Below are 13,264 nucleotides of genomic sequence, written 5' to 3'. Positions count from 1 at the left end.
ATTAACCTACCATGAAGAAAGCATAGCTTCAATGCATTATGGCTTAAGTAGCTGCCCAAGAACCGCCTTGGGTATAAGCAGGGTGTTATAAGCATTATTGTAGTTACTTTTAGCATTATCCTGAGCCGCTAGTGATGCGCCCATGATCGTAACGCATACCATCCCTGCCAAAACCGTATTAATCACCCATTTATTAGTAATACCGCGCCATAAGCCAAGTCCAATAAAAATTAAGAGAGGTAGTAGCGGTATGAGATACCTACCCTGAATACCGTCAACAATTGGCGCCCCCACCGCGCTCCACGAAAGATAAATCAAAAAATAAACAGCTCCAAATAAGCCAAGTCCGGTTAGGCCGCTTGCACCTCTTATAATTCGGCTGGGCTTAATATTAATCGGCAAAATAACAACTATAACGGCTAGTAGCGCAAACCATACCAAGCCCAACATAATACCGTAAAATGCCGGAATAAAATGCTGTCCGACTAAGCCATGAGCCCCCACCATAACCCCGGTGTAAGTATCTGGAATTGTCTTAAGCGTAGCAGCAAAGAAGGCTAGTGGATGGTGCGCTACATACTGCATTTGCGCATGAGCATCAGGAACCACGGGATCGATTAAAGCCACGTTACGATAGGGTACGGTATAAGCCGAAATCATTGCGTTCCAAGCTACACCGGTAATTAGTCCAGGTAAAAACACCAGTAATAACTTTCGGATACTTACTAGCTTGTGAATTAAGCCGGGTACAGCTACCGCCAAAAAAGGAAACCCAATCATAATGATGTAAGGGGGCTTGAGCAGGCAGGTCCAAAAAATTAATATGCCTAATGCCAGGTATTGCCTATTCGTAATAGGCTGCTTCCTATGAATCTGTAAGCCCAGATACACCGTATACGCAGCCAGCACCCCAGTAACCCCATTAATAATAGGATCGGGCGATAGCGAACCTCCTAGCGTCAAGCTCGTTGGTATGGTTAATACAAAAGCCAATGGCCAGTGCCACTGTTTGGGTAAAAATCGAAATATTAACCAGGCACAAATCAGACTAAATATAACCACCGAGAAGCGACCCAAAAATAGTGTGGCTACAGCCGGTATATTGAGTATTCTGGCGATGGCAAATGTAATTGTTTGAGGAACATAGTTTGCCGGTGAGTACAAAACCGTATTTTCAAAATGCATGTACGCTCTTGGTCCATTTTCTAGCTTGTCCCAACGATGCTCCTTTAAGAAACTAACTGGGTAAACATAGCCAGGCTTTATATCTGCGACCTTATCGCCCGACAGCTGCGCTACGGCTGCAAAACCGGTTGAAATTTCACCACCTACTCTTTTACCCGGGTCGTTAAGATGTGACTTTGGTACATCAACAATCCTGGGAAGTAAGTCGCCTTGAGTAAATTGATAAGCCCTGTAGGCATGCGTTGGTTCATCAGCCGCAAAGCCAAGCGGCAAGCTTAATGCAAAATAAAAACCAAAGATTGCGATTGATGCTAATGCAAAAACCTTAGCGGTATTGTCCTTAATATACCTGTATGAAGCCCAAAAGCGCGGCTCAAGAGTGAACATAAGCTTTTTCATGTAGATTAATAATATGATGATTTTAAAAGGTGGTCTATAGGGATTGTGTCCAGGGTAAGCCTGCGTTATAATTCAAGCCATACGGGGGCAAAAATTGGCCAAAAAACTCGCTAAAAACAAAAAAGTCCTATTCCTCCTTCTAGCAGTTGCTATTGTAGCTGTGAGTAGTGCTGTCTACATTAAGTTAAGTCGCCCAGATACTCAACCCACCGACCAGCAAAAACTTCAGGAGGAGGAACGCCAGGCTGGACCCACCGATCCTAAAACCGACAATGAGGCCTACCGAAGACAACAACAATCACAAACGCAGTCCTCAAGCGCCTCAAGCTCGGCCACCGCGTCCGTATCAATCAGCTCACTTACCCAGGATGCCACTAATGTTTATGTTTCGGGTGTTGTTGACGGCCAAACCAAAGGAACCTGCACCGCTCGCTTAAGCTCTGGCTCACAAACAATAACCAAAACAGCACCCCTTGGCTTAGTAACAAACTATTATGCTTGCCAGGGATTCACTATTACTAAAACTGAGTTTCCAGCCAAGGGATCTTGGGATGTTAAAATTGAGTTTGTAAACGGGTCGACCACTGGCTCATCACCAACCGAAAGGATAACCCTGCAGTAACCATGAAGGCTTCTCGACTTCTCAAAAATATGGGACGACTCACGCTCTTGACTGCTGTTATGTGTCTGGCAACCGGCTCATGGGCAGGGTCGGCTCATGCTGCATTTGATCCGAACAACATTATTAGCGACAGTGTTTTTACCAACAAAAACACCATGTCGGTTAGTGCAATTCAAAACTTCCTTAACAGTAAGGTTCCGGTTTGCGATACCTGGCATGCCGCCGGATCAGGCTCACAGGGCGAACAGCCACCGTGGACCTGCTTAAAAGATTATAACGAGAATGGCAGGAGTGCCGCTCAGATAATTTATGATACCTCTCAATATTACGGCGTTAACCCTCAGGTTATTCTGGTGACCCTACAGAAAGAGAACGGTCTTATTACCGACACCTGGCCATATCGATGGCAATACCGTACCGCTATGGGTATGGGGTGCCCTGATGGAGCCCCCTGTGACGCCCAGTACTACGGTTTCGCTAATCAGGTAGACCAAGGAACTCGTCACCTTAAGAACTTTTTCGACCAAAACCCGAACTGGTTTATCCCACACCGAGCCGGCATTAACAATGTAAAGTTTAACCCCAATGCGGCTTGCGGAACATCGACTTTAAATATCAATAAAGGCACCTCCGCTCTATACTCTTATACCCCCTACCAGCCCAATGCCGCAGCGCTCGCTAATATGTACGGCTTAGGTGATGGTTGTAGTTCATACGGCAACCGTAACTTTTGGCGTGACTTCACCAACTGGTTTGGCAGCACAACCACTCCGCAATTATCGGTAATCCTGAAGAATGGGGATAACCGCTTGTACCTCAATGAGGGCGGCCGGGGCAAGCGCTGGATTCCAAGTCCCGACGTGCTATCCGCTTGGGGCCTAGATACATACCCGGTACAAGCGGTGGACGACTCATACTTTAATTCCCTGCCAGAACGAGCCGCTATCTCGCGCATTACCAGCACCAGCTATACAACCTATTACATGGATGGCGGGAAGAGACACTGGATTGCAAATCGAGATGTTGGCTTGATTTGGGGTCATGACGTTAATAGCGCTGTTGGGGTGGAAAATTGGACCGCCGAAACTATTCCCGAAGGTGATCCGCTGGGACGCTTTGTACGTAGTACCGACACCTCAGACACCCGGGTCTGGCTGATGAATGGAAGTACTAAAAACTACATTCCCAATGCCGATATCCTGCGAAAATGGGGATATAACAATAACATTACCAGTATGTCACCAGGCTATATTAATGGTAAAACCGAAGGAGCACTGGCAGGACCTAAAATATCTGTTGGCGGGGATGACTATTTTGTTACTCGCGGAATAGCCTTCAAGATAAGTGGAAATATGAAGAATGTTTGGAACCTAACCAGCAAGGTTGAAACCGTTCCGCAGGTCATCGCTTTTATGCCGAATCTAACCGGTATTCAGTTTGTGACGGAGGCGGGATCGTCTCAGGTTTACCTACTGAATGGCGGCACCAAGCATCTATTGTCGTCGCCTGATATGGTGAGGGCGTGGGGTGGCTGGAATATACCTTACACCGCCCTAGAGTCGGATGATATGAGCGGGTTTGCAACCGGCGCAGCAGCCGACAAGGTTGTTATTCAAAATACAAGCGGCCAAAAATTTACCATTGATGGGCGCAGACACGCGGTTCCAGATCAGCAAACCCTCGATGCGTGGACTGCTTCCGGCCAAAGCATACCAACCTACATTAATGATCTTGTTAATATACTGCCAAGCGGACCAGACACAGGGATAATTAATCAGGTAATCGGCAACCACTTAATCTTCGCAATGGATCGAGGCCAAAAGGTCTACTTCCCTTCGTTTACCGCCCTTTATGCCTGGGGCTATGGTCGCACTAGCGGCATTAGCTACATAGATATTAGTCTTGGCAACCAACTACCGACCAAGGGAGTTGTTGGTAATGTTGTATCCGATGGCACCAACACGTATTTACTCAACGCTGGCAAAAAGTATCTGTCCCCCTCCGCCGCAATAGCCAACCAGTGGCTACTCAATAACCCCTTTACGGTTGATGCCGCCACAACCAGTCGAATTCCAAGCGGTGGAACCCTAACCACAACCGCCAAGATTAACAATCGTTATTTCTTGGTAGACGGAGACGTTGGCTTCGACCTCGATAGTAGCGGTGATGCATACGGGGCAAGCGGTAGCAGCGTGGTTCTAGATGATCAGTACCTAGGCTCCTTGGGGCAGGCCACCTATTTTGCCAAAAGCCTAGATGTTAGTGATGGCAGAATTTGGTTTATCAATAAAGGCACAAAAACCTATATCGACACTATGGACAAGCTTTATACGCTTGGATTTGCTGGAAGTGGGCCGCCCATTACCATCCTTAAGCCCGCTACCCTTAACAGTATTCCAACAAACAACTCCGCTTTTAATCCGCTTCTAATCAAAAAAGCTAGTTCGAGCCCAGTTGTACTTAATGGTACGGGATACTATGCCTTTGGCGACCTGACCATCATGCAAAACTGGGTGGGCGCCTCAACACCTCTTGAGGTTTCCGATAGTATCTTTAATCGATTTTCTGTGAATGGCTTAGCCCCCAATGTAGCGAACGGATCCGACCCTAAGATCTACACTTTTGAAAATGGCACCAAGCGCTGGATTGCAAATCCGGTAACCTACCAATCAAGCTACGCCCAGTACGGCTTGCGGCGAATACCTGACTTCACCTTAAATCTTGTACCAACCGGTTCAAATATAAATTAATCTGATCTAGCTAGCGTCGCCAACCACGTAGTAGCGGAAAAAAAGCTTGGGAGTGTACGGGTAGAACTTAAATGTTCGGCGCAGCCACTTTCTCTGATTAAGATTAAATAACTCTTCAAATAAACGATTATCAATTTGTTCCGAAGGGATTATATCGGAGCGCTCAAAAGCGGCTTCCACATCTGACTTAATCTGATCATCCGTAAAGAACACTTTGTGGTCAACTTCCAACATATGTTCGTAGGTGAGACCGCACCGGCGCAACATCTCAACGTGATGAGAGTTTGGAGTGGTTATTAAAACGTTTTTACGAGCCACTCGCTTTGCTTCTTTCATGATCGCAATACGGTCTTGGGAGTCCTTAATGTGCTCAAGCAGCTCAAACAAAATAACGGTGTCCACGCTGTTGTCTTTAAGCTTAAGATTACTCGCATCAGCCACTATTACTGGTAGATTTCGCTTTTTAGCAATAGCAACATACTCTTTATTAAGGTCACTGCCGGTACACTCATACCCCTCCTGGTTTAGAGCCTCAACATAGTCGCCAGTTGCCGCCGCCACGTCTAAAATCTGCTTTCCTGCATACTTTTTAATAAATTCCATTTGGCCCGGGGCTACGCGTACCACTTGGTCGGCATAAAACTTATTTGTATCTCTTTGCGACAAGGCTTATTCCTCCTTAAAAATCTAGTTGGCCACGACCCTTGTGGCGGGCAATGTTCACTATCTGTACTAACGGCTTCTTTCCATTAATTATAACGAAGCTGCCTAGATATAATGCCACACCCAAGCCAACCAGCGAAATAAGCACCGTTACCGATGGTTGAAGCGTAATAGCGAGGCCATAAACTACTATCAGCATAATTAGTGAGGGAATCACCCATCTGCCAATATTTAGACCAATACGTGAATACGAAAACTGCATAAATGCTTGCACAAAACCAAACACGATCAAGGCATTCATCATTGAGCCGATACTTACCGCCAGCGCAGCGCCGGCAACGCCAAAGTGGTGATAAAACAAAAAGTAGCTTAACCAAAATACCTGCAAAATTAGTCCTGTAATTCCGGTGTAAAAAATGACGCGTGGTTTACCCATGGCCAGCAGCAAGCTGCCGGTAGCGCCCGAAAGCACCCTAATTGCCCCAAACACCGCCAGAATCGACAAGGCGGCGGTCATGGGCATCCACTTTTCACCCAGTACCACCGGCACAAAAATCGGTGCTATAGCCGCCAAACCGGCGAGCAATGGAAAGGTAAAAAACACCAAGACCTTAAGGCTACGGATGTAGTTTTTACGCATTCTCTCAAAATCGTCATTCATCTGCACAAGAGCCGGAAACAGAACTCTACCCAAAACATCCGCCACGTGCGTGGCCGGCATATTGGCGATTGAGTACGCCAAAGTGTAAAAACCAAGCGATCCCACTCCAAGAATACGGCTCACAAACACGTTGTCTAGATTGGTGGTGGCAAACAAGAGCAGGCTACCCCCTAATACGTGCTTACCGTAACCGATCAACTCTTTAGCGACCTCGGTGCTAAATCGCCAAACTGGCCGCCAGCTTGATACCGCCCAGTACAAAATAAAGGCAGCGGCACCCTGGGACAGCTGACCAAATACAATACTGTAGGCACCAAGCTGAGTAAAGGCCGCTAAACTAATTGCGACAACCACGTACACCAAAATTGGTACCAGTTCGGGTACAACCTTGCGCTTAAAGGCCATGTCTTTCTCCATCAGCGCACTTGGAACAATACTCAGGCTGGTAAATAGCAGGTTAATGGCCAGGATTCTAATAATGTTTGTGGCTTCGCTACTTCCTAAAGCTGTTGCTATAGACGGAGCAAAAATAAAGGTAATAATGTATAGAAAAGTAGCAATTGCCGGCATCATCACAAGGGCGGTTGAACCAACCTTGTCTCGATCATGCTTACTGTGGACAATGGCTGTACCCAGGCCTAAGTCGGTAAAAATAGTTAATGCGTTCATAACAATACCGGCAACTGCTACCAAGCCAAAATCTTCCGGTACAAGTAGCCGCGCCAATATTAGGGTGGTTATCACGCTTAGGATTTTGGCGCCAATTGTCACAAAGCCAATCCAAAATACCCCTTTGACCGCTTTTTGGCGTAGGGTTAACTCGGGAGGTTTTGCAGAACTCATGTCCCCTATTATACAATCTATGAGTACGTAAACACCTGTTATGTCAAAAGTACTGATTTTTTCTCAAGATGTTATTGGCAAAACCATGGCCGGTCCCGGTATTCGCTACTGGGAGTTTGCCAAGGCTTTAAGCGCAAACCACCAGGTCACGCTAGCCGCCCCCAACCACCCCGACGTCACCGGCGAGGGCTTTAAAATTGTGTCATACAACAATAAGGCGATTGGTAAGTTTTTAGATGGCTACGACGTTATTATTTCTCAATCTATCTCCCCTACCATGGCTTATTTGGCTCGGCGCAATAATACTCGAGTGATTCTGGACTACTACGATCCAATCTTGCTAGAGGGTCTTGAAATCTATAAGCACCAGCCCATGCAGACTCAAGCCAATAAAAACAGTCGCTTTTTAGCTGAGCTTCAGCTGTCACTACAATTTGCCGACTCGGTCATCTGTGCCAGCCAAAAGCAGCGTGACCTGTGGCTGGGTTCACTCATGGGCCTCGGGCGCCTCACCCCCGACGCCTACGCCCAAGACGTGTCACTCAATCGACTGATTGACGTGGTTCCGTTTGGCTTGCAGGACGACGAGCCAAAGAAAACCGGCGAAGGCTTTCGCAAAAAGCTGGGTATTGCCAAGGATGACACCGTACTCTTGTGGGGAGGAGGTATATGGAACTGGTTTGATCCGCTCACTCTTATTAAGGCGGTTCATCAGGTCAGCCAAAAGCGTGACGATATTAAGCTGGTCTTTATGGGCCTTAAGCACCCTAACAGCGACGTCCCCGAAATGGAGATGGCTACCGAGGCGGTCAATCTGGCCAAGGAGCTTGATCTGTACGATAAGCAAGTTTTCTTTAACTATGGCTGGGTGCCTTATGGCGAGCGCCAAAACCACTTTCTAGAAGCCGACATTGGCGTTTCAACTCACTTTAACCACGTCGAAACCCGCTTCTCCTTCCGCACCCGAGTACTCGACTACTTCTGGACCGAACTACCAATTATTGCCACCGAAGGCGACAGTATGGCCGAGCTTATCGCCGCCCGCAACCTTGGCATAACCGTTCCGTATGAAAATATTGACGCCCTGGCGGAAGCAATCATTAAGCTTGCCGACGATAAAAAGTTCGCCAAAGAAATTAAGAATAATATTAAGCAGATTCGTGAGGAGTATCGCTGGCAAAAGGTGGTCTCGCCCATTCGTAGCATGATTGAGCACCCCCATGCCCGTAAAAAAATTACCTACGCTGAATTTAAGCATATTCTCGCTATTTATCGTCACACCCTCAAAGACATTAAGGACGCCAAAGGCGTCTGGCCGGTTATGACCAATGTTGCTAGTAAGGCCTACAAAATTACCTTTAAGCGTTCATGAAAGCCTCCGTCGTAATTCCCAACTGGAACGGTGAGGAGCATCTAACCGAGTGCTTAAACGCACTTAAAAAACAGACCTTTACCGACTTTGAAACCATTGTGGTTGATAACGGCTCGACCGATGGCTCGGTTGCTCTCATCGAAAATAAATTCCCCAATGTTGTGCTAGTTCGCCTACCTAAAAACATTGGGTTTGCCGGGGGAGTTAATTCTGGTATTAAGATTGCGCGAGGCGAATATATCTCGCTACTTAACAACGATGCTATCGCGGAGCCCACCTGGCTTGAGGAACTAATTGACGCCATGAAGCACGCTGACATGGCAGCAGCTAAAATTCTGCACTACGATGATCACACCCTAGTTGACTCCACTGGAGATTTTGTTTCGAAATGGGGTCTATCTTACCCTCGCCAGCGCGACCAAAAAGATGATGTTGAATATACCGGCTATCCCGAAATATTTGCTGCCAGCGGTGGCGCCAATATCTGTAAACGAGAGGTATACGACGCCATTGGCCTGCTCGACGAAGACTTTTTTGCCTACTCGGAGGACGTTGATTTTGGCTTTCGAGCGCGTTTAGCGGGCTTCAAGATTGTGCTTGCCCCCAAGGCTCGCGTCTATCATCATATTGGTGCTACATCCGGCAAATTGGGTCACTTTGCCCGCAGGCAGTCGTTAAAAAACACCAATTACTTGTACCTAAAAAATATGCCTTCGCCATTATTTTGGAAGCTGCTTCCCCGCTTTATGTTTGTTCAGACTCTTTTGTTCTTGGCCGCCATTAAGGCCGGGGCAATTACGGTAGCTCTGAGTGCCTATGGTGAGTGCTTGCTAAAACTACCCAAGACCCTAGCCAAGCGCCGCCAGATCCAGTCAAAACGCAAGCTGACCAGCAGACAGGTAGAGGATCTGCTAACCGACCATTGGCCACTTAGAACCCGCCTCGTCTCACCGTTAGCTAAAAAGCTGTGATTAAATTTGAGCCAGGGGCAATCATTGTTTAAGATAGAGAGAATGAAAACGCTTCAACTTGCCAACATTCGCCAGTACTTACTGTATGGCATACTGCTAACGCTACCCCTTGAGCGCATACCGTCGGTATCTGTTGGGGCAAATGGCACCACCATTAGAATTAGCCAGCTACTTGGTTTAGCTCTGATCCTATTAAGCACCAAACTACTGTGGAGCAGCCGAGCTAAATTGATGCAGTTGCCTTGGGTTTTTTTGGTGCTATTTAATGTAGTTGTAGTTATTTCTGCGGCAGTCAGCCAACACCCCAAAGAAAGTCTGACTATTGCCGCCTTTATTGGGTTTGTGTCGGTCCTTAGTTTTACTATAGCGACGGTTTTTGATCCAAATCACCTTAAGCGCTACCTTAGTTATGGTTTAATTGGCGTGGTCATGAGCTGCTTATTTGGGATTTACCAGTATTTTGGCGATCTGGCCGACCTGCCTGGGTGGCTCACTGGGCTAAGTCAAAACTACATGAAAGGCGGCATCTTCCCCTTTCCACGCATCCAGTCAACCGCCCTGGAGCCGCTGTTCTTTGCCAACTACCTGCTTGTCCCGCTTGCGCTCCTAGTTGTTTCCCAACTGTTTACCAAGCTACGTAGCTGGCCATTCTCCCTTTTAGTTTTAACCGTCATACTCCTGTCGTTGTCGCGTGGGGCTCAGGTTGCAGCAATTATTATTGTGATAGTTTTGATAGCCATTGGACTATACCGAAAGCGCACCATGCCAGCACTCAAGGTGGTGGCTACCGGCCTTGGCGCTACCATTATCACCCTAGCCTGTATTGGGCTGGGTAGCTTTCTATACGGTGATGTTTACGGGGTTAATAAGAAACCGTCGGTACAACATAACATTGAGGAGTTTACTGATCAGGCCACCAATGTAAACAAGGGTGAATCGGCTGAGGGCAGAGCCCTAGCCCGCAAGCTCGCCGCAATGGCGGTAGTAGAAAATCCGCTCATCGGTATTGGTGCCGGCAACTACGGCTACTACGCCAATCAACAGGAGCCGGTTAAGTTCCCTTCGTCAGAAACAATTGTTAACAACGAAACCCTCGAAATTGCCGCCGAACAAGGTTTTATTGGTTTAATCTTAATTCTCCTGTTTAGCCTTAGTCTGGCTAAGTTGGCGGCTAGCTTTATTCTGTCTGGATCAGATCGGAGCCTTCGCCTGGTTGCCCTAGGACTGCTTGTCGGGCTGGCTGGTATTGCCTTCCAGTATCAACTGTTTTCAACTCTATATATAACCCATATATGGGTTTATATTGGGCTGCTGGCGGGAGTTACTGTTGGCGCCAAAAAGGTAAGCTAGTACTATGAAGATCGCCATCGACGCTCGTATCATCAACACCAGCACCGGCCGATATATTGATCGGCTACTGGAATATTTACAGCAGATTGACACCGATAATGAGTATGTTGTGTTGTTACGCGCCGATGATTTTGATCGCTGGCAGCCCACCAACCCAAACTTTACCAAGGCGGTTGCCGACTACCCACCATACACCTTCCGCGAGCAGATCCAGTTTGCCTGGCTGTTATACCGCCTGCAGCCCGACCTGGTTCACTTTACTGGGCCACAACAACCCTTGCTTTATTTTGGTAAAAAAACAACCAGCATACTTGATCTAACGCTCGTTAACTTTGTGAATAAGCGCCAAGAGGGGCCATTAAAAAACTTTTACAAACACACCATTAAGCCGTTGGTTTTTAAAGTTTTAGTGCGCCGGGTTATCCGTAGTTCTGACCAGCTCATCACCATAACCAACTTTGTCCGCCAACAGGTGGTATCAAGTTACAAAGCCGATCCCCAAAAGGTCACCACCACCTACCTGGCAGGCGAACCGCCCTCCACTAAAATCACCCCTATACCCAAGCTCAAGGGTAAGAAATTCATCCTTTATGTTGGCAATGCTTTTCCTTATAAAAACCTTGGGGCTCTAATTGACGCCTTTGCGGTTGCTAAACTTAAAGACTACCAGCTCGTCCTTGCCGGCAAGCCCGACTTTTTTTACGGAGAACTGGCCGAGTACGTTCAGCAAAGAGATATTTCTTCGGTTTACTTCGCTGGCTTTGTTAGCGACGAGGAGCTAGCTTGGTTATACCAAAACGCCGAGCTTTACGTGTTCCCCTCGCTTTCGGAGGGTTTTGGATTGCCCGGTCTTGAAGCCATGAGCTATGGTTTACCGGTGGCCTCCTCAACCGCTACCTGTCTGCCAGAGGTTTACGGCGACGCCGCGGTTTACTTTGACCCAGAAGATATTAACGAGATGGCTAAAGTTATTAAAACCACTCTGGCCGATAAGAAGCTGCTAGCCAAACTAAAAACCGCCGGACCAAAGCGGGCCGGACAGTTTAACTGGAAGCGAACCGCTGAACAAACTCTCAAGGTCTACCAGCAAGCTCTCAAATCCGAGTAGAGGTTCTACTCGCTTACTCGAATCACCAATCTGCGCCGGTTGCCATCGCCGCGCGATTCGGTCACCACTCCCTCACGATCGGCCAGGGCTGAATGGACGTGACGGCGCTCGGCAGCGGTCATTGGCGGCAGCACCACCTCTTTACCGCTTTCAACCACCCGCTCAGCAATTTTAACCGCCTTGGCCTCTAACCGCTCCATACGGGCTTGGCGATATCCACCGATATCAACATGCACGTACCATCGCTCGGGATACTCGGTGCGCACCAACATGTTGACCATGTGCTGCAGCGCGAGCAGGGTTTCGCCGCGGTGACCAATTAGGGTGCCGCTTAAATCTGAATCAAGCGACAACTCAATAGTGTTGTCGTTGGTGCTCACCTTAACCTCGGTGTTAACCCCAAAAAAGGTCAATAAATCCTCTAGCCGTTGGCGGGCAAACTCGGGGGCGGCCAGGGCGCTCACGCGCTGCCTCGCTTTTTGCGCCCCTTGGCCTTTTTAGGCTTCTTTGAACCGGCAGGCGCATCAACTGTGGTCTGTGTGATCTTAACCGCATCCTCGCCCTTGCCAGACACCGTGGTGACGCTCTTAGGTGCGGTTATGGCTGGGGACTTAATCTCCTCCATCTCCCGCGCATCCCGGTTTAGCACTAAGTGCTGCTGCAAAATCGCGACCGCGCTAGTTACCGCCCAGTACAACGCTAGAGCCGACGGTAGAGTCAAGCCAATCACTACCGTTAGGATTGGAAAGACCTTGGTCATGGTCTGCATCATGCGAGCCTGTGGGTCTTCGCTTTTAACTTTTGGCTGCAGCATCTTGGTTTGGTACCACTGGGCCGCACCGGCCAACACCGCTAGCACCAGGCTTGGCTGAGTTAGGTTAACCAGGCCAAACAGGGTTGGGCTAAACTGGCTGTTGTTAGCAATTACGTTGGCAACCGCCGGAATCTGCTCTACCCACGGGTAAAGTAGTTGGGTTAGCTTTTCGGGATGAACGCTATCGCGGAACACAATGTATAGCGCAAAAAAGATTGGCAGCTGAATTAAGATTGGCAGCAGTGGCGCAAAAGGACTGGTCCCCCGCTCCTTATATAGCTCCATTAGCATTTGGGTCTGCTTTTCGCGATCACCCTCGGTCTCTTTGCGAATCCGCGCAATCTCGGGGGCCATCTGTTGCATCATTCGCTGCGAATGAAGCTGTCGGGTGACTAGCGGCCATAACGCCAAGCGCACCAAAATCGTCAAACAAATTACCGCTACACCAAAATCATGTCCTGGTAACAGCCCATAAATAATAAAAAGTATGTTAAAAAGCGGCTCTACAAACAGGGTTGTAAACATA

General features: G+C 48.0%; 11 protein-coding genes. 6 read left to right on the top strand and 5 right to left on the bottom strand.

Features of this window, described 5'->3' with window-relative positions:
* Window positions 1–36 precede the first annotated feature (36 nt).
* Window positions 37–1,584 carry a DUF2142 domain-containing protein gene (locus tag EPO04_03365; protein ID TAK89114.1) on the bottom strand — a complete coding sequence of 516 codons (1,548 nt, stop codon included), beginning with the start codon at window positions 1,582–1,584 and terminating at the stop codon, window positions 37–39.
* Window positions 1,585–1,678: 94 nt separating this feature from the next.
* Between EPO04_03365 and EPO04_03360 the strand changes: the two genes are divergently transcribed.
* Both EPO04_03360 and EPO04_03355 read left to right on the top strand, forming a co-directional pair.
* Window positions 1,679–2,206: a hypothetical protein gene (locus EPO04_03360; GenBank protein TAK89113.1), complete on the top strand. Its 528-nt coding sequence runs from the start codon at window positions 1,679–1,681 to the stop codon at window positions 2,204–2,206.
* A gap of 59 nt (window positions 2,207–2,265) precedes the next feature.
* Window positions 2,266–4,956 (top strand): hypothetical protein, encoded by a 2,691-nt coding sequence (locus EPO04_03355; protein ID TAK89112.1) that lies wholly within the window; start codon window positions 2,266–2,268, stop codon window positions 4,954–4,956.
* A 6-nt stretch (window positions 4,957–4,962) separates the two neighbouring features.
* Here EPO04_03355 and EPO04_03350 read toward each other — a convergent pair whose 3' ends face one another.
* Entirely contained in the window at window positions 4,963–5,622 is a 660-nt protein-coding gene (locus EPO04_03350) for a class I SAM-dependent methyltransferase (protein TAK89111.1), read from the bottom strand.
* A gap of 13 nt (window positions 5,623–5,635) precedes the next feature.
* Window positions 5,636–7,123, bottom strand: coding sequence for a lipopolysaccharide biosynthesis protein (locus EPO04_03345; protein TAK89110.1), 1,488 nt, complete (start codon window positions 7,121–7,123; stop codon window positions 5,636–5,638).
* Between the two features lie 40 nt (window positions 7,124–7,163).
* Between EPO04_03345 and EPO04_03340 the strand changes: the two genes are divergently transcribed.
* The 4 genes from EPO04_03340 to EPO04_03325 are packed head-to-tail and all read left to right on the top strand — an operon-like array spanning window position 7,164 to window position 11,924.
* Complete coding sequence (locus tag EPO04_03340; protein TAK89109.1) at window positions 7,164–8,495, top strand: glycosyltransferase; 1,332 nt, start codon at window positions 7,164–7,166, stop codon at window positions 8,493–8,495.
* Complete coding sequence (locus EPO04_03335) at window positions 8,492–9,466, top strand: glycosyltransferase family 2 protein (GenBank protein TAK89108.1); 975 nt, start codon at window positions 8,492–8,494, stop codon at window positions 9,464–9,466. The genes EPO04_03340 and EPO04_03335 overlap by 4 nt, the downstream gene beginning before the upstream one ends.
* 42 nt (window positions 9,467–9,508) lie before the next feature.
* A complete protein-coding gene (locus tag EPO04_03330) occupies window positions 9,509–10,816 on the top strand; it encodes a hypothetical protein (protein TAK89107.1) in 1,308 nt (435 codons plus the stop codon).
* A 4-nt stretch (window positions 10,817–10,820) separates the two neighbouring features.
* Entirely contained in the window at window positions 10,821–11,924 is a 1,104-nt protein-coding gene (locus EPO04_03325; protein ID TAK89106.1) for a glycosyltransferase family 1 protein, read from the top strand.
* Window positions 11,925–11,929: 5 nt separating this feature from the next.
* On the opposite strand, the gene EPO04_03320 is transcribed toward EPO04_03325, so the two are convergent.
* Both EPO04_03320 and EPO04_03315 read right to left on the bottom strand, forming a co-directional pair.
* On the bottom strand, window positions 11,930–12,388 hold the full coding sequence (locus tag EPO04_03320) for a KH domain-containing protein (protein ID TAK89105.1): 459 nt from the start codon (window positions 12,386–12,388) through the stop codon (window positions 11,930–11,932).
* The gene (locus EPO04_03315; GenBank protein ID TAK89104.1) at window positions 12,385–13,263 is read right to left on the bottom strand and encodes a membrane protein insertase YidC; all 879 of its coding nucleotides are present in this window, start codon (window positions 13,261–13,263) and stop codon (window positions 12,385–12,387) included. The genes EPO04_03320 and EPO04_03315 overlap by 4 nt, the downstream gene beginning before the upstream one ends.
* Between the last annotated feature and the right edge of the window lies 1 nt (window position 13,264).

This window comes from Patescibacteria group bacterium, assembly GCA_004297735.1.
GTDB lineage: Bacteria > Patescibacteriota > Saccharimonadia > UBA4664 > SCTI01 > SCTI01.
Note: the sequence above shows the minus strand (reverse complement) of the source record. Positions and strands in the feature narration are given on the sequence as shown.

Coding starts and splice junctions, on each gene's coding strand:
- EPO04_03365 (TAK89114.1), bottom strand. CDS start 1,584: ATGAAAAAGCTTATGTTCACTCTTGAGCCGCGCTTTTGGGCTTCATAC.
- EPO04_03355 (TAK89112.1), top strand. CDS start 2,266: ATGTGTCTGGCAACCGGCTCATGGGCAGGGTCGGCTCATGCTGCATTT.
- EPO04_03345 (TAK89110.1), bottom strand. CDS start 7,123: ATGAGTTCTGCAAAACCTCCCGAGTTAACCCTACGCCAAAAAGCGGTC.
- EPO04_03340 (TAK89109.1), top strand. CDS start 7,164: ATGTCAAAAGTACTGATTTTTTCTCAAGATGTTATTGGCAAAACCATG.
- EPO04_03335 (TAK89108.1), top strand. CDS start 8,492: ATGAAAGCCTCCGTCGTAATTCCCAACTGGAACGGTGAGGAGCATCTA.
- EPO04_03330 (TAK89107.1), top strand. CDS start 9,509: ATGAAAACGCTTCAACTTGCCAACATTCGCCAGTACTTACTGTATGGC.
- EPO04_03325 (TAK89106.1), top strand. CDS start 10,821: ATGAAGATCGCCATCGACGCTCGTATCATCAACACCAGCACCGGCCGA.
- EPO04_03315 (TAK89104.1), bottom strand. CDS start 13,263: ATGTTTACAACCCTGTTTGTAGAGCCGCTTTTTAACATACTTTTTATT.